Source organism: Azotobacter salinestris, from assembly GCF_009363155.1.
Classification (GTDB): Bacteria; Pseudomonadota; Gammaproteobacteria; order Pseudomonadales; family Pseudomonadaceae; genus Azotobacter; species Azotobacter salinestris.
Genome location: NZ_CP045302.1, coordinates 1,805,535 through 1,825,699, shown reverse-complemented (window position 1 = coordinate 1,825,699; position 20,165 = coordinate 1,805,535). Strand labels below are relative to the sequence as shown.

The window sequence follows — 20,165 nt, the reverse complement described above, 5'->3', positions numbered from 1 at the left end:
GCCTTTTTTGCATCGGCCGGCAGGCAGTGTTGCTCAGGCCTGGGCGCTGCCGATCATGCGGCGTGCGTGGGCCAGGGACTCCTCGGTCAGCTCGAGCCCGCCCAGCATGCGGGCCAGCTCTTCGATGCGAGGATCGCCCTCGAGAAGGGTGACTGCCGTGCGGGTTTCGTCGACTCCGCGCGCCTTGTGCACGAAGAGGTGGCGATGGCCCTGGGCGGCCACCTGGGGCAGGTGGGTGACGGTCAGCACCTGGCCGAGCTCGCCGAGCTGGCGCAGGAGCTGGCCGACCACTTCGGCGGTCGGGCCGCCGATGCCGACGTCGACCTCGTCGAAGACCAGGGTCGGCGTGCGCGAAGTCTGGGCGGTGATCACCTGGATCGCCAGGCTGATGCGCGACAGCTCGCCGCCCGAGGCGACCCTGGCCAGGGGTTTCAAGGGTTGGCCGGGGTTGGCGCTGACCAGGAATTCGGCCTGCTCGAGTCCGTGGGGATGAGGCTCGCTCGAGGTGGATGGGGATAGCTCGATGGCAAAGCGCCCGCCAGGCATGCCCAGGCGCTGCATCTGCTGCTCGACGGCCATGCCCAGGCGGGTAGCCGCCTGCCGTCGAAGCTCGCCGAGCTCCACGGCCTTTTCCTGATAATGCCGTTCGTAGGCTGCCAGCTCCTGTGCGAGTCGCTCGAGGGTTTCGTCGTCCGCGTTCAATCCGGACAGCTCATCCAGCAGCCGTTGCTGCAGGGGGATCAGCTCGTACGGCTGGATGCGGTGCTTGCGTGCCAGGCTGTAGATGGCATCGAGACGCTCCTCGATGCGTTGCTGGCGCTGCGGGTCGATGTCGAAGTGATCGAGAAAGCGGTTCAGCTCGCCGACGGCCTCCTCGACCTGGATCTGCGCGCTGGCCAGCAGGTTGATCGCCTCGCCGAGCGGGCCGGGTTGGGCCTGTAGGCCGGTCAGGCGCTGCAGGCTGGCGGTCAGGGCGGAGAGCACGTTGCCGGCATCGTTCTCGCTGCACAGGTCGATGACCTGGCGGCAGCTGCCGAGCAGATGCTCTGCATTGGTCTGGGCCTTGTGTTCCTGCTCCAGCTCTTCCAGCTCATGGTCGCCGAGGGCGAGGTTCTCCAACTCCTCCAACTGGTAGCTGAGCAGTTGCTGGCGGGCGCGCTGCTCGTCGCCGGCGCTGCTCAGTCTTTCCAGCTCCTGGCGGGTCTGTCGCCAGCGCTGTGCGGCCAGTCGTACCTGGCGGGCGAGGTCGCTGGCGCCGGCGTATTCGTCGAGCAGGCGCCTCTGAATGTCGTTCTTCAGCAGGGACTGGTGTTCGTGCTGGCTATGGACGTCGATCAGCAGTTCGCCGAGTGCCCTGAGGTCGCCCTGCGGGCAGGGTGTGCCGTTGATATAGGCGCGCGAGCGGCCTTCGGCGGTGATCACCCGGCGCAGGATGCACGGGCTTCCGCGCTCTAGGTCTCGCTCTGCGAGCCAGGTCTGTGCTTCGGGGATCGTCGTCAGATCGAAACTGGCGAGGATGTCAGCCTTGTCCGCACCGGGCCGCACGGCGCCGCTGTCGGCCCGATCGCCCAGGGCCAGGCCGAGGGCATCGAGCATGATCGACTTGCCGGCGCCGGTCTCGCCGGTGATGACGGTCATGCCCGCGTCCAGTTCGAGGTCCAGGTGTTCGACGATGGCGTAGTTGTGGATCGACAGGTGCACCAGCATGGCAAGGCTCCCGGGATGCGTTTTCTGTGCATATATACAGTAGTCGGTTTTGTGCCGACAACATGCCCGTGCGCGAAATGCGGATGGACTGCACAAGGCCTCTTGAAGCGCCGGATTGCATCCCCATATAGGGCGGCAGAAACACGAGCCGCGCCCGTGGCTGCTTTTTGTTTGAAAGGAGAGATGCATGGCTGACGAACAGAACCTCGATAACCAGGCACCGGAGACGCCGGCCGCCGAGGGTGTCCCTGCCGGCGAGGACCTGGTTGCTCGCGTGCAGGCGCTGGAAGAGCAGCTGGCTGCTGCCCAGGATCAGGCCTTGCGCGCCGCGGCGGAGCTGCAGAACGTGCGTCGGCGTGCCGAGCAGGATGTGGAGAAGGCACACAAGTTCGCTCTCGAGCGTTTTGCCCAGGATCTGCTGGGGGTGGTCGACAGTCTCGAGCGCGGTATCGAGCTGTCCGATCCGTCCGACGAGTCGATTCGACCGATGCGTGAAGGCATGGAGCTGACCCTGAAGATGTTCCATGACGTTCTCAAGCGCTATCAGCTCGAGCAGCTCGATCCACACGGTGAGCCCTTCAATCCCGAGCACCATCAGGCGATGGCCATGGAGGAAAGCGACAGCGCCGAGCCAGGCAGTGTGCTCAAGGTGTTCCAGAAGGGCTATCTGCTCAGCGGTCGCCTGCTGCGTCCGGCGATGGTGGTGGTCAGCAAGGCGCCGGTGCCTTCGAACGACGAGCAGGCTTGAAATGGGGCAGCCCGCCCCCATCTGTAGGGGCATGTATTTATCGGTTTTCGCGCCTGGCCTTTGCGGCACGGCGGCGAGCCAGTGGAACGATTAGCGCAGGGGCCTTTCGGTGGCCTGTTGAATCAAGTTTCGGAGAATGAACATGGGAAAAATCATCGGTATCGACCTGGGCACCACCAACTCCTGCGTGGCTGTGCTGGAGAACGGGACGGCCAAGGTCATCGAAAACGCGGAAGGTGCGCGCACCACACCGTCGATCATCGCCTACAGCAATGACGGCGAAACCCTGGTCGGTCAGTCGGCCAAGCGCCAGGCGGTGACCAACCCGCAGAACACCCTGTATGCGGTCAAGCGCCTGATCGGCCGCCGCTTCGAAGAAGATGTGGTGCAGAAGGACATCAAGCTGGTCCCGTACAAGATCGTCAAGGCCGACAACGGTGATGCCTGGGTCGAAGTGAAGGGCCAGAAGATGGCTCCGCCGCAGATCAGCGCCGAAGTGCTGAAGAAGATGAAGAAGACCGCCGAGGACTATCTCGGCGAGCCGGTCACCGAGGCGGTGATCACCGTGCCGGCCTACTTCAACGACAGCCAGCGTCAGGCCACCAAGGACGCCGGCCGCATCGCCGGTCTGGACGTCAAGCGCATCATCAACGAGCCGACTGCCGCAGCGCTGGCCTACGGCATGGACAAGGCCAAGGGCGATCACACCATCATCGTCTATGACTTGGGCGGCGGTACCTTCGACGTGTCGGTGATCGAAATCGCCGAGGTCGACGGCGAGCACCAGTTCGAGGTGCTGGCCACCAACGGCGACACCTTCCTGGGTGGTGAGGACTTCGACATCCGCCTGATCGACTACCTCGTCGACGAATTCAAGAAGGAGAGCGGCATCGACCTCAAGGGCGACCCGCTGGCCATGCAGCGCCTGAAGGAGGCCGCTGAGAAGGCCAAGATCGAGCTGTCCTCCAGCCAGCAGACCGACGTCAACCTGCCGTACATCACCGCCGATCAGACCGGTCCGAAGCACCTCAACGTCAAGGTGACCCGTGCCAAGCTGGAATCCCTGGTCGAGGAGTTGGTGCAGCGCACCATCGAGCCGTGCCGCATTGCCCTGAAGGACGCCGGCATTGACGTGAGCAAGATCGACGAGGTGATCCTGGTCGGCGGTCAGACCCGCATGCCGCTGGTGCAGCAGAAGGTTGCCGAGTTCTTCGGCAAGGAGCCGCGCAAGGACGTCAACCCGGACGAGGCCGTGGCCATGGGCGCCGCCATCCAGGGTGCGGTGCTGGCCGGTGACGTGAAGGACGTGCTGCTGCTCGACGTGTCTCCGCTGACCCTGGGCATCGAGACCCTGGGTGGCGTGATGACGCCGCTGATCGAGAAGAACACCACCATTCCGACCAAGAAGTCGCAGGTGTTCTCCACCGCGGATGACAACCAGAGCGCCGTGACCATTCACGTGCTGCAGGGCGAGCGCAAGCAGGCCGCGCAGAACAAGTCGCTGGGCCGTTTCGACCTGGCCGACATTCCGCCGGCACCGCGCGGCGTGCCACAGATCGAGGTCACCTTCGACATCGACGCCAACGGTATCCTGCACGTGTCCGCCAAGGACAAGGCCACCGGCAAGCATCAGTCCATCGTGATCAAGGCCAACTCCGGCCTGTCCGAGGATGAGATCCAGCAGATGGTGCGTGACGCCGAGGCCAATGCCGAGGAAGACCGCAAGTTCGAGGAGCTGGTTTCCGCGCGTAACCAGGGCGATCAGCTGGTACATGCCACCCGCAAGATGATCTCCGAGGCAGGTGACAAGGTCGGCGCGGACGAGAAGGTTGGCATCGAAAAAGCGATCGCTGATCTGGAGGCGGCGCTCAAGGGCGACGACAAGTCCCGGATCGAGTCCCAGATGAACGCTCTGTCCCAGGCCACCACTCCGCTGGCGCAGAAGATGTATGCCGAGCAGGCCGAGTCCGGCGAGGCGGCTGCCCAAGGCGGCGAGAAGGCCAAGGCCTCGGCGGACGACGTGGTGGACGCCGAGTTCGAAGAGGTCAAGGACAGCAAGGGCAACAAGTAAGCAGCACGCTTGCTTTCGTCCCGGCCCGTCGCCTGCGGGGGGCCTGAACCGCCACGCGGGGGCTTGCTCCCGCGTCGGCGTGTCTGGGGCAGACGAATCCGGAGTTCATGAGATTTATGGCGAAGCGTGACTATTACGAGGTGCTGGGGGTCGAGCGGGGGGCTGACGAAGCGGAGCTGAAGAAGGCTTACCGCCGTCTGGCGATGAAGTACCACCCTGATCGCAATCCCGACAACAAGTCGGCCGAGGAGAAGTTCAAGGAGGTCAACGAGGCCTACGAGGTGCTCTCCGATTCAGGCAAGCGGATGGCCTACGACCAGTACGGTCATGCCGGGGTCGATCAGAGCATGGGGGGAGGCGCCGGTTTCGGTGCCGGTGGAGCCAACTTCTCCGATATCTTCGGTGACGTGTTCAGCGATTTCTTCGGGGGCGGACGCGGCGGTGCCCGTGGCGGGCCGCAGCGCGGCAGCGATCTGCGCTACACCCTTGAGCTCAACCTGGAGGAGGCGGTCCGCGGCACCACGGTGACCATCCGCGTGCCGACCCTGGTGCACTGCAAGACCTGCGATGGCAGCGGTGCGAAGAAGGGCACCACGCCGGTCACCTGTACGACCTGCGGCGGCATCGGTCAGGTGCGCATGCAGCAGGGCTTCTTCTCGGTGCAGCAGACCTGCCCGCGCTGCCACGGCAGCGGCAAGATGATTGCCGATCCCTGTCCGGACTGTCATGGCCAGGGGCGTGTGGAGGAGCACAAGACTCTGTCGGTGAAGGTGCCGGCCGGGGTCGACAGCGGCGATCGCATCCGTCTGGCCGGCGAGGGCGAGGCCGGTACCCTGGGCGGACCGCCCGGCGATCTCTATGTGGTGGTCAGTGTCCGCGAACACCCGATCTTCCAGCGCGACGGCAAGCACCTGTACTGTGAGGTGCCGATCAGCTTCGCCGATGCGGCGCTCGGCGGCGAGTTGGAGGTGCCGACCCTTGATGGCCGGGTCAAGCTGAAGATCCCGGAGGGCACCCAGACCAGCAAGCTGTTCCGTCTGCGCGGCAAGGGGGTGGCGCCGGTACGCGGCGGCGCGGCTGGCGACCTGATGTGCCGGGTGGTGGTGGAAACGCCGGTCAATCTGAGCAAGCGCCAGCGCGAACTGCTCGAGGAGTTCCGCGGCAGTTTGCAGGGCAACAGCAGCCATTCGCCCAGGGCCAGCGGCTGGTTCGAGGGCGTGAAGCGCTTTTTCGACGATTTGTAACTCCTGGCTGCGGGCTGGCGGCAAATTCGATGAGGCTGCCGCCGGCCTGCAGGTTTGGGCTTGTAGCTTGAGGCTGATGTTATGCGACGTATTGCAGTGATGGGCGCCGCCGGGCGCATGGGCAAGGCCTTGATCGAGGCGGTGCGGCAAGCCCCGGGAGCCTGCCTGGCGGCGGCCGTCGGGCGGCCGGACAGCACCCTGGTGGGGGGGGATGCTGGCGAGCTGGCCGGTCTGGGGCGGATCGGCGTGCCCTTGTCGGGCGATCTGACCGCGGTGCTGGACGAGTTCGATGTGCTGATCGATTTCACCCATCCGACCGTGACCCTGAAGAACCTGGAAATCTGCCGCCAGGCCGGCAAGGCCATGGTGATCGGTACCACCGGCTTTTCGGCCGACGAGCGGCAATTGCTGAGCGAGGCGGCCCGGGAGATTCCGATCGTCTTTGCCGCCAACTTCAGCGTCGGTGTCAACCTGTGTCTGAAGTTGCTGGATACTGCGGCGCGGGTCTTGGGCGACGAGGTCGATATCGAAATCATCGAAGCCCATCATCGGCACAAGGTCGATGCACCGTCCGGCACCGCCCTGCGTATGGGAGAGGTGGTGGCCAGCGCCTTGGGGCGCGACCTGCAGAAGGTGGCGGTATACGGCCGCGAAGGTCAGACCGGGGCCCGGGCGCGGGAAACCATCGGCTTCGCCACGGTGCGTGCCGGCGATATCGTCGGCGATCACACGGTCCTGTTCGCCGCTGAGGGGGAGCGGGTCGAGATCACCCACAAGGCGTCCAGCCGCATGACCTTCGCCAAGGGAGCGGTACGCGCCGCGCTCTGGCTGGAGGAACGCAGCCCGGCACTGTACGACATGCAGGACGTGCTCGCGCTGCGTTGACGTTGAAAAGACTGAGTGGAATGGTGGGTTGCTGGACCGGAAAAGCCTTTTCCTGTACCCTAGGATTCCAATGTGTCTACTAAAAGCACGCAGACAATTTGAAAAAGAGCGGGATGATGTGTTTACACGTCATTCCGCTTTTTTACAACCTGCGTATGCCCTTCAGGCTTGATTTACGGAGGTCTTCTTGACTAAGCCAGCCATTCTCGCCCTTGCTGATGGCAGCATCTTTCGTGGCGAATCCATCGGCGCTGATGGACAGACCATCGGCGAGGTGGTGTTCAACACTGCCATGACCGGCTATCAGGAAATCCTCACCGATCCTTCGTATGCGCAGCAGATCGTCACCCTGACCTATCCGCACATCGGCAACACCGGCACTACGCCGGAAGATGCCGAATCCGATCGCGTGTGGGCGGCCGGCCTGATCATCCGCGATCTGCCGCTGCTGGCCAGCAACTGGCGCAGCAAGCAGTCGCTGCCGGACTACCTCAAAGAAAACGGCTGCGTGGCCATCGCCGACATCGATACCCGCCGCCTGACCCGCATCCTGCGCGAGAAGGGCTCGCAGAGCGGCTGCATCCTGGTGGGTGACGACGCCACCGAGGAAAGAGCCCTGGAACTGGCGCGCAGCTTCCCCGGCCTCAAGGGCATGGACCTGGCCAAGGTGGTCAGCTGCACCGAGCCCTACGAATGGCGCTCCAGCGTCTGGGAGCTGGCGACCGACAACCACCCGGAAATTCCGGCCGGCAAGCTGCCCTACCATGTGGTGGCCTACGACTTCGGCGTCAAGCTGAACATTCTGCGCATGCTGGTGGCGCGCGGTTGCCGCCTCACCGTGGTGCCGGCACAGACCTCGGCCCGCGAGGTGTTGGCGCTGAATCCGGACGGTGTGTTCCTGTCCAACGGCCCGGGCGATCCCGAGCCGTGCGACTATGCGGTCCAGGCGATCAAGGAAATCCTCGAGACCGATATTCCGGTATTCGGCATCTGCCTCGGTCATCAGTTGCTGGCCCTGGCCTCGGGGGCCAAGACCGTGAAGATGGGCCATGGCCATCACGGCGCCAACCACCCGGTACAGGACCTCGACACCGGCGCCGTGATGATCACCAGCCAGAACCATGGCTTCGCCGTGGAGGAGAGCACGCTGCCGGCCAATCTGCGGGCGATCCATAAATCGCTGTTCGACGGCACCCTGCAGGGTATCGAGCGCACCGACAAGGCGGCCTTCAGCTTCCAGGGCCACCCGGAAGCCAGCCCGGGCCCGCATGATGTGGCGCCGCTGTTCGACCGCTTCATCGCCGAGATGGCCAAGCGTCGCTGAGCCTGCCGACAGATCAACGGATTCGTGTGAGAGACCATGCCAAAACGTACAGATATTAAAAGCATCCTGATCCTCGGCGCCGGCCCCATCGTCATCGGTCAGGCCTGCGAGTTCGACTACTCGGGCGCCCAGGCGTGCAAGGCGCTGAAGGAAGAAGGCTTTCGCGTCATTCTGGTGAATTCCAACCCGGCCACCATCATGACCGACCCGGCCATGGCCGACGCCACCTACATCGAGCCGATCAAGTGGCAGACCGTGGCCAAGATCATCGAGAAGGAGCGTCCCGACGCCCTGCTGCCGACCATGGGCGGCCAGACCGCGCTGAACTGCGCCCTGGCGCTGGAAAAGCACGGCGTGCTGGCCAAGTTCGGCGTCGAAATGATCGGCGCCAATGCCGATACCATCGACAAGGCCGAGGACCGCTCGCGCTTCGACAAGGCCATGCGCTCCATCGGTCTGGAGTGCCCGCGCTCCGGCATCGCCCACAGCATGGACGAGGCCTATGGCGTGCTCGACAAGGTCGGCTTCCCCTGCATCATCCGTCCGTCCTTCACCATGGGCGGCACCGGTGGCGGCATCGCCTACAACCGCGAAGAGTTCGAGGAAATCTGCACCCGGGGTCTCGACCTTTCGCCAACCAGCGAGCTCTTGATCGACGAGTCGCTGATCGGCTGGAAGGAGTACGAGATGGAAGTGGTCCGCGACAAGAAGGACAACTGCATCATCGTCTGCTCGATCGAGAACTTCGATCCGATGGGCGTGCATACCGGCGACTCGATCACCGTGGCTCCGGCGCAGACCCTGACCGACAAGGAATACCAGATCATGCGCAATGCATCGCTTGCGGTGCTGCGCGAGATCGGCGTGGAAACCGGCGGCTCCAACGTGCAGTTCGGCATCAATCCGGTCGACGGCCGCATGGTGGTGATCGAGATGAACCCGCGCGTGTCGCGCTCCTCGGCACTGGCCTCCAAGGCCACCGGCTTCCCGATCGCCAAGATCGCCGCCAAGCTGGCGGTGGGCTATACCCTCGACGAGCTGTCCAACGACATCACCGGCGGCCGTACTCCCGCTTCCTTCGAGCCAGCCATCGACTATGTGGTCACCAAGGTGCCTCGCTTCGCCTTCGAGAAGTTTCCCAAGGCCGACGCCCGCCTGACCACCCAGATGAAGTCCGTGGGCGAGGTCATGGCTATCGGGCGCACCTTCCAGGAGTCGGTGCAGAAGGCCCTGCGCGGCCTCGAGGTGGGCGTCAGCGGATTCGATCCCAAGCTGGATCTGGGCAATCCGGAGGCCGAGAGCATTCTCCGGCGCGAGCTGACTGTGCCGGGTGCCGAGCGCATCTGGTATGTGGCTGACGCTTTCCGCGCCGGCAAGAGCGTCGATGATGTCTTCGCATTGACCAAGATCGATCCCTGGTTCCTGGTGCAGATCGAGGATCTGGTCAAGGAAGAGGAGCAGGTCAAGACGCTCGGTCTCTCCAGCATCGATCGCAACCTGATGTGGAAGCTCAAGCGCAAGGGGTTTTCCGACGCCCGCCTGGCCAAGCTGCTCGGCGTGACCGAGAAGAACCTGCGCAGCCACCGGCAGAAGCTCAAGGTGCAGCCGGTGTACAAGCGTGTCGATACCTGCGCCGCCGAGTTCGCCACCGACACCGCCTACATGTACTCGACCTACGAGGAAGAGTGCGAGGCCAATCCGTCGTCCCGCGACAAGATCATGGTCATCGGCGGCGGTCCGAACCGCATCGGCCAGGGCATCGAGTTCGATTACTGCTGCGTGCATGCTGCGCTGGCCATGCGCGAGGACGGTTACGAGACCATCATGGTCAACTGCAACCCGGAAACCGTCTCCACCGACTACGACACTTCCGACCGCCTGTATTTCGAGCCGGTGACCCTGGAGGATGTGCTGGAGATCGTCCGTGTCGAGCAGCCCAAGGGCGTCATCGTGCAGTACGGCGGCCAGACTCCGCTGAAGATCTGTCGTGCCCTGGAAGAGGCTGGCGTGCCGATCATCGGTACCAGCCCGGACGCCATCGACCGCGCCGAGGACCGCGAGCGCTTCCAGCACATGGTCGAGCGCCTCAGCCTGCGCCAGCCGCCGAACGCTACCGCCCGCAGCGAGGACGAGGCCATCGCCGCCTCGAAGGTGATCGGCTATCCGCTGGTGGTGCGTCCATCCTATGTGTTGGGCGGCCGAGCCATGGAGATCGTCTATGAGGAGGACGAGCTCAAGCGCTACATGCGCGAAGCCGTGCAGGTCTCCAACGACAGCCCGGTGCTGCTTGATCACTTCCTCAATTGCGCCATCGAGGTCGACGTCGATGCGGTCTGTGACGGCAAGGACGTGGTGATCGGCGCGATCATGCAGCACATCGAGCAGGCCGGCGTACACTCCGGCGATTCGGCCTGCTCGCTGCCGCCCTATTCGCTGCCGGCACGCATCCAGGACGATATTCGCGAGCAGGTCAAGAAAATGGCCCTGGAACTCGGCGTGGTCGGTCTGATGAACGTGCAGATGGCCGTGCAGGGAGAGGACATCTACGTGCTGGAAGTGAACCCGCGTGCCTCGCGCACCGTGCCCTTCGTTTCCAAGTGCATCGGCGAGTCCCTGGCCAAGGTTGCGGCCCGCGTGATGGCTGGCAAGACGCTCAGGGAAATCGGTTTTACCGAGGAAATCATTCCGCCGTTCTTCAGCGTCAAGGAGGCGGTGTTCCCGTTTGCCAAGTTCCCCGGCGTCGATCCCATTCTCGGCCCGGAAATGAAGTCCACCGGCGAAGTGATGGGAGTCGGCGACAGTTTTGCCGAGGCGTTTGCCAAGGCCCAACTGGGCGCCAGCGAGACCCTGCCGACCGGTGGCTGTGCCTTCATCAGCGTGCGAGAGGATGACAAGCCGTTCGTCGCTGACGTGGCGCGCAATCTGGTTGCCCTCGGCTTTGAAGTGGTGGCCACTGCCGGTACCGCTCGAATGATCGAGGCTGCCGGCCTGCCGGTCCGCCGGGTGAACAAGGTGACCGAGGGCCGCCCCCATGTGGTCGACATGATCAAGAATGACGAGGTCACCCTGATCATCAACACCACCGAGGGACGTCAGTCGATCGCCGACTCCTTCTCGATCCGTCGCAACGCTCTGCAGCACAAGATCTGCATCACCACCACCATCGCCGGTGGCCAGGCGATCTGTGAAGCGCTCAAGTTCGGTCCCGAGAAGACCGTGCGCCGTCTGCAGGATCTCCATGCAGGAATCAACGCATGACCAAATTTCCGATGACTGTCCAGGGCGCACGCGCCCTGGAGGAAGAACTCAAGCATCTGAAAACCGAGCTGCGTCCGCAGATCACCCAGGCGATCGCCGAGGCGCGCGAGTTGGGCGACCTCAAGGAGAACGCCGAATACCACGCTGCCCGGGAGCAGCAGGGCATGGTCGAGGCGCGGATACGCGATATCGAGGGACGTCTGCAGAATGCGCAGATCATCGATGTGACGACCATTCCCCATTCCGGGAAGGTGATTTTTGGCGTTACTGTGGAGATTGCCAACGTCGAGACCGACGAAACCGTGGTCTACCAGATCGTGGGTGACGATGAGGCCGACATCAAGCAGGGCAAGCTGTCGGTCAGCTCGCCCATCGCCCGTGCCCTGGTAGGCAAGGAGGAGGGCGACGTGGTGGTGGTTAAGACGCCAAGCGGTACCGTCGAATACGAAATCATTGAGGTCCGTCACATCTGAGTCGGAGCCCCTGTACCAAGGGGGCTTTCGAGCTGGCCTCTTGGGGATGCAGCGTCAGTCTGGTACTGGATGGCCACCCTTTCGGTATGCAAGCCGGAGGGGTGGCCCGCCCTTCACATCAAGCCTGAAGGAAGCGACTGATGTTCGAGAGGTTCTTGTTCGGCTTCGGGTTCTTGCGGTAGAGCAGGGCAACCTTGCCGATCACTTGGGCGAGTTCGCTTCCGGACGCCGCGCAGAGTTCGGCGATCACCGTCTGGCGATCTTCCCGCTCGGCGAGGTTGATCTTCACCTTGATCAATTCGTGATCGTTCAGGGCCCGCTCCAGCTCGGCCAGAACGCCTTCGGTCACGCCATTTTCGGCCACGATCAAAACAGGCTTCAGGTGATGGCCGATGGATTTGAAATGTTTCTTCTGCTCCTGAGTGAGCGCCATAATCTGACCCCTGCGTCCGATCTTGTTGAAAAGCGGCCTAGTCTACCCGAGCGACCCGGGGCCGCCCAGCCAAACGCGAGGTGCCCGTGGCCCGATCCAAGACTAGTCATCGTTGGTTGAAAGAGCATTTCGATGATCCCTATGTGAAGATGGCGCAAAGAGACGGCTACCGCTCGCGCGCCAGCTACAAATTGCTGGAGATTCAGGAAAGGGACCGCATTCTGCGGCCGGGTATGACCGTGGTCGATCTGGGGGCTGCGCCGGGCGGCTGGTCGCAGGTGACCAGTCGGGTCATTGGCGACCGGGGACGCCTGATCGCCTCGGATATCCTGTCAATGGACAGCATCCCGGATGTGACCTTCATTCAGGGGGACTTCACCGATGACGCGGTGTTTGCCCAACTCCTCGAGGCGATTGGCGAGCAACCGGTCGATCTTGTGATTTCCGACATGGCCCCCAATATGAGTGGGGTGAAGGCGGCTGATCAGCCGCGGGCCATGTACCTCTGCGAGCTGGCGCTGGATCTGGCCGGACGAGTTCTGCGGCCGGGAGGCGACTTTCTGATCAAGATCTTCCAGGGCGAAGGTTTCGACCAGTATCTGCGACAAGTGCGCGAAAGTTTCGACAAGGTGCAGATGCGCAAGCCACTTTCCTCACGTGACCGCTCTCGCGAACAATATCTGCTCGCGCGTGGCTTTCATGGAGCCTAGACTGCTGATGGACCATGCACGTGCCCGAGGGACTGGCACACAAAGGGTTACAGAGAGGCCTGCCGGGGTCGGGGGTTGTGTATTAAGTTAGGCGGGTAGCTGTACCGGCCGTCATACAGGGACTGGCTCCGTCCCAGAGGGTAGTTAATTGAACGACATGGCAAAGAACCTGATTCTGTGGTTGATCATCGCGGCCGTTCTGGTGACCGTGATGAACAACTTTACCAATCCGAGCGAGCCGCAGACGCTGAATTATTCGGACTTCATCCAGCAGGTCAAGGATGGCAAGGTCGAGCGCGTGACCGTGGATGGCTACATCATCACCGGCCAGCGGATAGACGGCGACAACTTCAAGACGATCCGTCCGGCGATCCAGGATGGCGGCCTGATAGGCGATCTGATCGACAACAATGTCCAGATCGAGGGCAAGCAGCCAGAGCAGCAGAGCATTTGGTCGCAGCTGCTGGTGGCCAGCTTCCCGATTCTGGTGATTATTGCCGTGTTCATGTTCTTCATGCGCCAGATGCAGGGTGGTGCGGGCGGCAAGGGCGGTCCGATGAGCTTTGGCAAGAGCAAGGCGCGTCTGCTCTCGGAGGATCAGGTCAAGACCACCTTTGCCGATGTCGCCGGCTGTGACGAGGCCAAGGAGGAGGTCAGCGAGCTGGTCGAGTTCCTCCGTGATCCGGGCAAGTTCCAGCGTCTCGGCGGACGCATTCCCCGCGGCGTGCTGATGGTCGGTCCGCCCGGCACCGGCAAGACGCTGCTGGCCAAGGCGATTGCCGGCGAGGCCAAGGTTCCGTTCTTCACCATCTCCGGTTCGGACTTCGTCGAGATGTTCGTCGGGGTTGGCGCCTCGCGCGTACGGGATATGTTCGATCAGGCGAAGAAGCATGCTCCCTGCATCATCTTCATCGACGAAATCGACGCCGTCGGTCGGCATCGTGGTGCCGGGCTCGGCGGTGGTCATGACGAGCGGGAGCAAACCCTCAACCAGTTGCTGGTGGAAATGGATGGCTTCGAGATGAACGATGGCATCATCGTCATCGCGGCGACCAACCGTCCCGATGTGCTCGATCCGGCACTGCTGCGTCCTGGTCGCTTCGATCGCCAGGTGGTGGTTGGCCTGCCGGATATCCGTGGTCGCGAGCAGATCCTCAAGGTGCACATGCGCAAGGTTCCGGTGAGCGAGGATGTCAATCCGGCAGTCATTGCCCGCGGTACTCCCGGCTTCTCCGGCGCCGACCTGGCTAACCTGGTAAACGAGGCTTCATTGTTCGCCGCGCGTGCCAACAAGCGCATCGTGGAGATGCGCGAGTTCGAGCTGGCCAAGGACAAGATCATGATGGGCGCCGAGCGCAAGACCATGGTCATGTCCGAGAAGGAAAAGCTCAATACGGCCTACCACGAGGCGGGGCACGCAATCGTTGGGCGGCTGGTGCCCGAGCACGATCCTGTCTACAAGGTATCGATCATTCCGCGTGGGCGTGCCTTGGGCGTGACCATGTTCCTACCGGAAGAAGATCGCTATAGCCTGTCCAAGCGGGCATTGGTCAGTCAGATCTGCTCATTGTTTGGCGGGCGTATTGCCGAGGAGATGACCCTGGGCTTCGAAGGGGTCACCACGGGGGCATCCAACGACATCATGCGCGCTACCCAGATTGCCCGGAACATGGTGACCAAGTGGGGGCTCTCGGAGAAGCTGGGACCGTTGATGTATGCGGAGGAGGAGGGGGAGGTGTTCCTTGGTCGCACCGCAGGGGCCCAGCACTCCAACGTCTCGGCGGAAACTGCCAGGCTGATCGATCAGGAAGTGCGCAGCGTCATCGATCAGTGCTATGCCACGGCTACCAGATTATTGAAGGATAACCGCGACAAGCTGGACATGATGGCAGAGGCATTGATGAAGTATGAAACCATCGATGCCGATCAGATCGACGACATCATGGCCGGGCGCACGGTTCGCGAGCCGAAGGACTGGCAGGGTGGTTCTGGTGCCTCCGGAACGCCGGCCTCCCATGGGGCCAGCCGGCCAGAGGCTCCAATCGGAGGGCCAGCTGGCGAACATTAAGGCTTGAAGATGACCTTGTTGTCCCCAACCCGGTTGCCTTGTGGCAACCGGGTTCTTGATTTATCGCATCCCCAGGTGATGGGGATTCTCAATGTGACGCCTGACTCTTTTTCGGACGGAGGGCGCTTCCGTGGGCTCGATGCGGCGTTGAGGCACGCACAGAGCATGGTTGCTGCCGGAGCTGCGCTGATCGATGTCGGGGGGGAATCGACCCGCCCCGGTGCTGCTGCAGTATCGGCAGACGAGGAACTGGATCGGGTCGCGCCTGTCGTCGAAGTCATTGCGGCCGAGCTGGATGTCATTATTTCGGTAGATACCTCGACTCCCCTGGTGATGCGCGAAGCTGCCCGGCTGGGCGCTGGTCTGATCAATGACGTTCGCGCGCTGCAGCGGGATGGTGCTCTGGAAGCGGCCGCAGAAACGAGGCTGCCTGTCTGTCTGATGCACATGTTGGGAGAGCCGGGCACCATGCAGCAGGATCCTCGGTATGAAGATTTGCTGGGTGAGGTGCGCGGCTTTCTGTTTGAGCGCATGCAGGCCTGTGCGGCGGCGGGAATTCCGGGCGAGCGCTTGCTGCTGGACCCGGGTTTTGGATTTGCCAAGACATTGCAGCACAACCTGCTGCTGTTCAGGCGTCTGGAAATACTGCACGAACTCGGTCGTCCACTATTGGTTGGCGTATCCCGTAAAAGCATGATCGGCCAAGTCCTGGGACGCGAGGTCGGTCAGCGCCTGAGCGGCAGCCTGGCCCTGGCAGCACTGGCAGTAGCCAAGGGGGCACGTATCGTGCGAGCGCACGACGTGGCGGAAACGGTCGAGGTGATACGAATGATCGATGCCGTGGAGACGGCAGAATAGGGGGAAGCATTGAGTAAAAAATATTTCGGCACCGATGGCATTCGTGGCCGGGTAGGCGAGTATCCCATTACGCCGGACTTCATGCTCAGGCTGGGCTGGGCTGCCGGCAAGGCCTTTCGTCGCCAAGGCATATGTCGCGTGCTGGTCGGCAAGGATACCCGCATATCCGGTTACATGTTCGAGTCGGTATTGGAGGCGGGGCTCTCTGCCGCTGGCGCCGATGTGCTGCTGCTCGGGCCCATGCCGACACCGGCTATCGCCTATCTGACGCGAACCTTCCATGCCGAGGCCGGCATTGTCATCAGCGCCTCGCACAATCCCCATTACGACAATGGCATCAAGTTCTTTTCCGGACAGGGGACCAAGTTGCCAGACGAGCTCGAGCTGGTCATTGAGGAGTTGCTCGATACTCCGATGACGGTGGTCGACTCGGCCCAGTTGGGCAAGGTTTCCCGGATCAACGATGCAGCTGGTCGCTACATCGAGTTCTGTAAGAGCAGTGTGCCGACCGGCACCAGCTTTGCCGGCCTCAAGATGGTCGTGGACTGCGCTCATGGAGCGACCTACAAGGTCGCCCCCAGTGTGTTCCGCGAGCTGGGGGCCGAGGTGGCAGTGCTGGCGGCCCAGCCCAACGGCCTGAATATAAATGACCGTTGCGGCTCCACCGATATCGTCGCCTTGCAGGCCGAAGTGCTCATGCAGCGTGCCGATCTTGGTATTGCCTTCGATGGCGACGGCGACCGCGTGCTGATGGTTGATCATACCGGTGCAGTGGTCGATGGCGATGAACTGCTCTTTCTTATCGCGCGCGACATGCACGAGCAGGGCAGGCTGCAGGGGGGCGTCGTCGGTACCCTGATGAGCAATCTGGGATTGGAGCTGGCTCTGCAGGATATAGGGATCCCCTTCGAGCGGGCCAAGGTCGGTGACCGTTATGTCATGGCTGAGCTGCTGGCCCGGGATTGGCAATTGGGTGGCGAAAGCTCCGGACATATCGTCTGCTGCCATCACTCGACGACGGGTGATGGAATCATCGCAGCGCTGCAAGTGCTGATGGCCTTGAAGCATCGCGGGCAGAGGCTTGCAGAGGCACGCCAAGGGGTGCGCAAATTTCCGCAGGTATTGGTCAACGTACGTTATGCGGGTGACAAGGATCCCGTCGGGCATCCTGCCGTGCAGGAAGCCTGCGAGCGCGTGACCGAGCAGATGGCGGGGCGAGGGCGGGTGCTATTGCGCAAGTCGGGTACCGAGCCCTTGGTGCGGGTGATGGTCGAGGGTGATGACGAAAGCCAAGTACGGCTCCACGCGGATAACCTGGCAAAGATTGTTTCAGATGTATGTGCTTGATTCGCTTGCAGGTCGACTTTTGTTCGTATAACATCTGCGCCCACTTTGATGGATGAGGCAAGCATGCGTCGCCCTTTGGTTGATGTGCTGATCGGGCAGGATCTACGGATTCTGTGTGGTGGGAGCATCAGGCCGGAAAACGCGGCTGAGCTGTTTTGCATGCCTGATATCGATGGGGGGCTGGTTGGTAGGGCTTCCCTCAATGCGGATGAGTTTGGTGCGATCTGTCGCGCCGCGGGTAATTGAAGATGCTGGAAACGGAAACGATCGTTGTCGTCTTTCACCTGCTGGCTGCGCTGGGTGTGGTCGTGCTGGTTCTGATCCAGCAGGGTAAGGGGGCGGAAGCAGGCGCTTCTTTTGGTTCTGGTGCATCGGCCACTGTTTTTGGTAGCCAAGGTTCCTCTACCTTTTTGAGTCGCGTTACTGCTATACTCGCCACCGCTTTTTTCCTGACCAGCCTCGGATTGGGGTTTTTGGCCAAGGAAAAGGCTGACTTGCTGAGTGGGGCTGGTCTGCCGGATCCGGCGGCGCTCGAAGTTCAGCTGAAGAAGCCGGCGGCGGAGGATGTGCCGGTGCTTGAGGGGCAGGGTGCTGCGGGCGGTGCCGCAGATGTTCCGCAGGCCCCGGAGCAAAAATAAAGGTTTTTGCCGAGGTGGTGGAATTGGTAGACACGCTACCTTGAGGTGGTAGTGGCCATAGGCTGTAGGGGTTCGAGTCCCCTCCTCGGTACCAAATCAAGAGGCCCGCTAATCAGCGGGCTTTCTTGTCGGTGAAAGTTAGGTTGACCAGAAGTAGAGGTCGTGCGTATACTTTCGCTCCAGCTTTTGACGCGGGGTGGAGCAGTCTGGTAGCTCGTCGGGCTCATAACCCGAAGGTCGTTGGTTCAAATCCAGCCCCCGCAACCAGTTGTCGCAGAAGCCCCTTTCCAAGGGGCTTTTTGCTAGTTGAAAGCAAGTGCCGGCAAGCGGCGCACATGGCGAAGATGATGAAGGGAATGGGCGTTTCGCCCATTTTTTATTTGCACAGCATGCGCGAGGGGTTCAGGTGTCGAGCAAGCTAGAACAGTTGCAGGCCTTGTTGGCCCCGGTAGTCGAGGCGCTCGGCTATGAATGTTGGGGCATTGAGTTCCTGTCGCAGGGGCGGCACTCGCTACTGCGGGTCTATATCGATCACGCCAACGGTATTCTCATCGATGATTGCGAAAAGGTCAGTCGTCAGATCAGCGGCGTACTCGATGTGGAAGATCCGATCAGCAATGAATATACCCTTGAGGTTTCCTCTCCAGGCATGGACCGGCCCCTGTTCACTCTGGAGCAGTTTGCCCGCTGCGCCGGCGAGCAGGTGAAGATCAGGCTGCGCTCCCCCTTTGAGGGACGGCGCAACTTTCAGGGGCTTCTGCGTGGCATCGAGGATCAGGATGTGGTCGTGCTGGTGGACGATCATGAATACCTGTTGCCGATCGATCTGATCGATAAAGCCAATATCATTCCCCGTTTTGACTGAGACGCGGATCCCGCGGGTCCCAATGGATTGCGAAAGGCGAGCGTACGATGAGCAAAGAAGTACTGCTGGTAGTTGAGTCGGTGTCCAACGAAAAGGGCGTTCCGGCTGGTGTGATTTTCGAAGCCCTGGAACTGGCGCTGGCCACTGCCACCAAGAAGCGCTACGAGGGCGAAGTCGATCTGCGTGTGCAGATCAATCGCCAGAGCGGTGCGTACGACACCTTCCGTCGCTGGACCGTTGTCGAGGACGATCTGCTGGAAAATCCGGCTGCCGAGTTGACGCTCGACGAGGCCCGCGAGCGTGAGCCCGATGCCCGGGTAGGTGATGTAATCGAGGAAAAGATCGAGTCCATCGAGTTCGGGCGCATCGCTGCTCAGACCGCCAAGCAGGTGATTGTGCAGAAAGTGCGGGAGGCCGAGCGTGCCCAAGTGGTGGATGCCTATCGCGAGCGTGTAGGTGAAATCATTTCCGGCACCGTTAAAAAGGTGACGCGGGACAATGTCATCGTCGATCTCGGCAACAACGCCGAAGCGCTGCTGGCGAGAGAGGATATCATTCCACGCGAGACCTTCCGGGTAGGCGCACGGGTACGGGCGCTGCTGAAGGAGATCCGCCCGGAGAACCGCGGCCCGCAACTGATCCTCTCGCGCACCGCGCCGGGCATGCTCATCGAGCTGTTCCGCATCGAGGTGCCGGAGATCGCCGAGGGGTTGATCGAGGTGAAGGCGGCTTCCCGCGACCCGGGATCGCGCGCCAAGATTGCCGTGCGCTCCAAGGACAAGCGCATCGACCCGCAAGGTGCCTGCATCGGCATGCGTGGCTCTCGTGTGCAGGCCGTTTCCGGGGAACTGGGTGGCGAGCGTGTCGATATCGTGCTGTGGGACGATAATCCGGCTCAGTTCGTGATCAACGCAATGGCCCCCGCCGAAGTGGCGGCAATCATTGTTGATGAGGATGCCCACGCAATGGATGTCGCCGTGGCCGATGACAATCTGGCCCAGGCCATTGGCCGCGGCGGGCAGAATGTGCGGCTGGCCAGCCAACTGACCGGCTGGACCCTGAACGTAATGACCGAGGCTGATATCCAGGCCAAGCAACAGGCCGAGACTGGCAGCATTCTGCGCTCCTTTGTTGATGAGTTGGAAGTCGACGAGGAACTGGCGCAGGTGTTGGTGGAGGAAGGCTTCACCAGTCTGGAAGAGATTGCTTATGTGCCGATGGAGGAGATGCTCGCCATCGATGGCTTCGACGAGGAAGTCGTCAACGAATTGCGCGCACGCGCCAAGGATCGCCTGCTGACCAAGGCCATTGCTACTGAAGAAAAGCTGGCGGAAGCCCATCCGGCCGAAGACTTGCTCTCGCTTGAGGGCATGGACAAGGAGCTGGCGGTTGAGCTGGCGATGCGTGGAGTGATTACCCGCGAAGACCTGGCCGAGCAGTCGATCGACGACCTGCTCGACATCGACGGCATGGATGAAGAGCGTGCCGGCAAGCTGATCATGGCCGCCCGAGCCCATTGGTTCGAGTAAGCATTAG

General features: G+C 62.2%; 16 protein-coding genes, 2 tRNA genes and 1 pseudogene. 17 read left to right on the top strand and 2 right to left on the bottom strand.

The genetic code is table 11. The features are described from left to right. Window positions 1-33 precede the first annotated feature (33 nt). Window positions 34-1,707, bottom strand: a complete 1,674-nt coding sequence (gene recN / locus GCU53_RS08630) for a DNA repair protein RecN (protein ID WP_152387253.1) — start codon at window positions 1,705-1,707, stop codon at window positions 34-36. Window positions 1,708-1,894: 187 nt separating this feature from the next. Here recN and grpE point away from each other — a divergent pair, with 187 nt between their 5' ends. The 7 genes from grpE to greA all read left to right on the top strand — a co-directional run bounded on the left by grpE (window position 1,895) and on the right by greA (window position 11,710). Further along, window positions 1,895-2,455: a nucleotide exchange factor GrpE gene (grpE, locus tag GCU53_RS08625; RefSeq protein WP_152387252.1), complete on the top strand. Its 561-nt coding sequence runs from the start codon at window positions 1,895-1,897 to the stop codon at window positions 2,453-2,455. A gap of 142 nt (window positions 2,456-2,597) precedes the next feature. Further along, on the top strand, window positions 2,598-4,526 hold the full coding sequence (gene dnaK / locus GCU53_RS08620) for a molecular chaperone DnaK (RefSeq protein ID WP_152387251.1): 1,929 nt from the start codon (window positions 2,598-2,600) through the stop codon (window positions 4,524-4,526). A gap of 116 nt (window positions 4,527-4,642) precedes the next feature. After that, a complete protein-coding gene (dnaJ, locus tag GCU53_RS08615) occupies window positions 4,643-5,770 on the top strand; it encodes a molecular chaperone DnaJ (protein ID WP_152387250.1) in 1,128 nt (375 codons plus the stop codon). Window positions 5,771-5,851: 81 nt separating this feature from the next. Continuing rightward, window positions 5,852-6,655 carry a 4-hydroxy-tetrahydrodipicolinate reductase gene (dapB, locus tag GCU53_RS08610; protein ID WP_152387249.1) on the top strand — a complete coding sequence of 268 codons (804 nt, stop codon included), beginning with the start codon at window positions 5,852-5,854 and terminating at the stop codon, window positions 6,653-6,655. 187 nt (window positions 6,656-6,842) lie between these two features. Beyond that, on the top strand, window positions 6,843-7,979 hold the full coding sequence (gene carA / locus GCU53_RS08605; RefSeq protein ID WP_152387248.1) for a glutamine-hydrolyzing carbamoyl-phosphate synthase small subunit: 1,137 nt from the start codon (window positions 6,843-6,845) through the stop codon (window positions 7,977-7,979). A 36-nt stretch (window positions 7,980-8,015) separates the two neighbouring features. Next, the gene (carB, locus tag GCU53_RS08600) at window positions 8,016-11,237 is read left to right on the top strand and encodes a carbamoyl-phosphate synthase large subunit (RefSeq protein ID WP_152387247.1); all 3,222 of its coding nucleotides are present in this window, start codon (window positions 8,016-8,018) and stop codon (window positions 11,235-11,237) included. After that, complete coding sequence (gene greA / locus GCU53_RS08595; RefSeq protein ID WP_152387246.1) at window positions 11,234-11,710, top strand: transcription elongation factor GreA; 477 nt, start codon at window positions 11,234-11,236, stop codon at window positions 11,708-11,710. The genes carB and greA overlap by 4 nt, the downstream gene beginning before the upstream one ends. A gap of 118 nt (window positions 11,711-11,828) precedes the next feature. Here the strand turns inward: greA and yhbY are convergent, their stop codons facing one another. After that, window positions 11,829-12,143, bottom strand: a complete 315-nt coding sequence (gene yhbY, locus GCU53_RS08590; protein WP_152387245.1) for a ribosome assembly RNA-binding protein YhbY — start codon at window positions 12,141-12,143, stop codon at window positions 11,829-11,831. Window positions 12,144-12,229: 86 nt separating this feature from the next. On the opposite strand from yhbY, the gene rlmE reads away from it, so the two are divergent. From rlmE to nusA, 10 genes and pseudogenes are all read left to right on the top strand, one after another. Then, window positions 12,230-12,853 (top strand): 23S rRNA (uridine(2552)-2'-O)-methyltransferase RlmE, encoded by a 624-nt coding sequence (gene rlmE / locus GCU53_RS08585; RefSeq protein WP_152387244.1) that lies wholly within the window; start codon window positions 12,230-12,232, stop codon window positions 12,851-12,853. Between the two features lie 157 nt (window positions 12,854-13,010). Next, window positions 13,011-14,921: an ATP-dependent zinc metalloprotease FtsH gene (ftsH, locus tag GCU53_RS08580; protein WP_152389828.1), complete on the top strand. Its 1,911-nt coding sequence runs from the start codon at window positions 13,011-13,013 to the stop codon at window positions 14,919-14,921. A gap of 9 nt (window positions 14,922-14,930) precedes the next feature. Continuing rightward, entirely contained in the window at window positions 14,931-15,779 is an 849-nt protein-coding gene (folP, locus tag GCU53_RS08575) for a dihydropteroate synthase (protein WP_152389827.1), read from the top strand. 9 nt (window positions 15,780-15,788) lie between these two features. Continuing rightward, on the top strand, window positions 15,789-17,126 hold the full coding sequence (gene glmM / locus GCU53_RS08570) for a phosphoglucosamine mutase (RefSeq protein ID WP_152387243.1): 1,338 nt from the start codon (window positions 15,789-15,791) through the stop codon (window positions 17,124-17,126). 105 nt (window positions 17,127-17,231) lie between these two features. Continuing rightward, a pseudogene (locus GCU53_RS08565) lies at window positions 17,232-17,372 on the top strand (triose-phosphate isomerase); the annotation flags it as partial. 2 nt (window positions 17,373-17,374) lie between these two features. Then, on the top strand, window positions 17,375-17,764 hold the full coding sequence (gene secG / locus GCU53_RS08560; protein WP_152387242.1) for a preprotein translocase subunit SecG: 390 nt from the start codon (window positions 17,375-17,377) through the stop codon (window positions 17,762-17,764). A gap of 8 nt (window positions 17,765-17,772) precedes the next feature. Then, window positions 17,773-17,858: transfer RNA gene (locus GCU53_RS08555), tRNA-Leu, on the top strand. A 96-nt stretch (window positions 17,859-17,954) separates the two neighbouring features. Then, window positions 17,955-18,031: transfer RNA gene (locus GCU53_RS08550), tRNA-Met, on the top strand. Window positions 18,032-18,170: 139 nt separating this feature from the next. After that, window positions 18,171-18,629, top strand: a complete 459-nt coding sequence (gene rimP, locus GCU53_RS08545) for a ribosome maturation factor RimP (RefSeq protein ID WP_152389826.1) — start codon at window positions 18,171-18,173, stop codon at window positions 18,627-18,629. A 47-nt stretch (window positions 18,630-18,676) separates the two neighbouring features. Beyond that, complete coding sequence (gene nusA, locus GCU53_RS08540) at window positions 18,677-20,158, top strand: transcription termination factor NusA (RefSeq protein ID WP_152387241.1); 1,482 nt, start codon at window positions 18,677-18,679, stop codon at window positions 20,156-20,158. Window positions 20,159-20,165 lie beyond the last annotated feature (7 nt).

Excerpts from the sequence above, each read along its gene's own strand:
- nusA (WP_152387241.1), top strand. The coding sequence starts at position 18,677 with ATGAGCAAAGAAGTACTGCTGGTAGTTGAGTCGGTGTCCAACGAAAAG.
- recN (WP_152387253.1), bottom strand. The coding sequence starts at position 1,707 with ATGCTGGTGCACCTGTCGATCCACAACTACGCCATCGTCGAACACCTG.
- folP (WP_152389827.1), top strand. The coding sequence starts at position 14,931 with ATGACCTTGTTGTCCCCAACCCGGTTGCCTTGTGGCAACCGGGTTCTT.
- grpE (WP_152387252.1), top strand. The coding sequence starts at position 1,895 with ATGGCTGACGAACAGAACCTCGATAACCAGGCACCGGAGACGCCGGCC.
- dnaK (WP_152387251.1), top strand. The coding sequence starts at position 2,598 with ATGGGAAAAATCATCGGTATCGACCTGGGCACCACCAACTCCTGCGTG.
- greA (WP_152387246.1), top strand. The coding sequence starts at position 11,234 with ATGACCAAATTTCCGATGACTGTCCAGGGCGCACGCGCCCTGGAGGAA.
- secG (WP_152387242.1), top strand. The coding sequence starts at position 17,375 with ATGCTGGAAACGGAAACGATCGTTGTCGTCTTTCACCTGCTGGCTGCG.
- dapB (WP_152387249.1), top strand. The coding sequence starts at position 5,852 with ATGCGACGTATTGCAGTGATGGGCGCCGCCGGGCGCATGGGCAAGGCC.
- dnaJ (WP_152387250.1), top strand. The coding sequence starts at position 4,643 with ATGGCGAAGCGTGACTATTACGAGGTGCTGGGGGTCGAGCGGGGGGCT.
- ftsH (WP_152389828.1), top strand. The coding sequence starts at position 13,011 with ATGGCAAAGAACCTGATTCTGTGGTTGATCATCGCGGCCGTTCTGGTG.
- carB (WP_152387247.1), top strand. The coding sequence starts at position 8,016 with ATGCCAAAACGTACAGATATTAAAAGCATCCTGATCCTCGGCGCCGGC.
- yhbY (WP_152387245.1), bottom strand. The coding sequence starts at position 12,143 with ATGGCGCTCACTCAGGAGCAGAAGAAACATTTCAAATCCATCGGCCAT.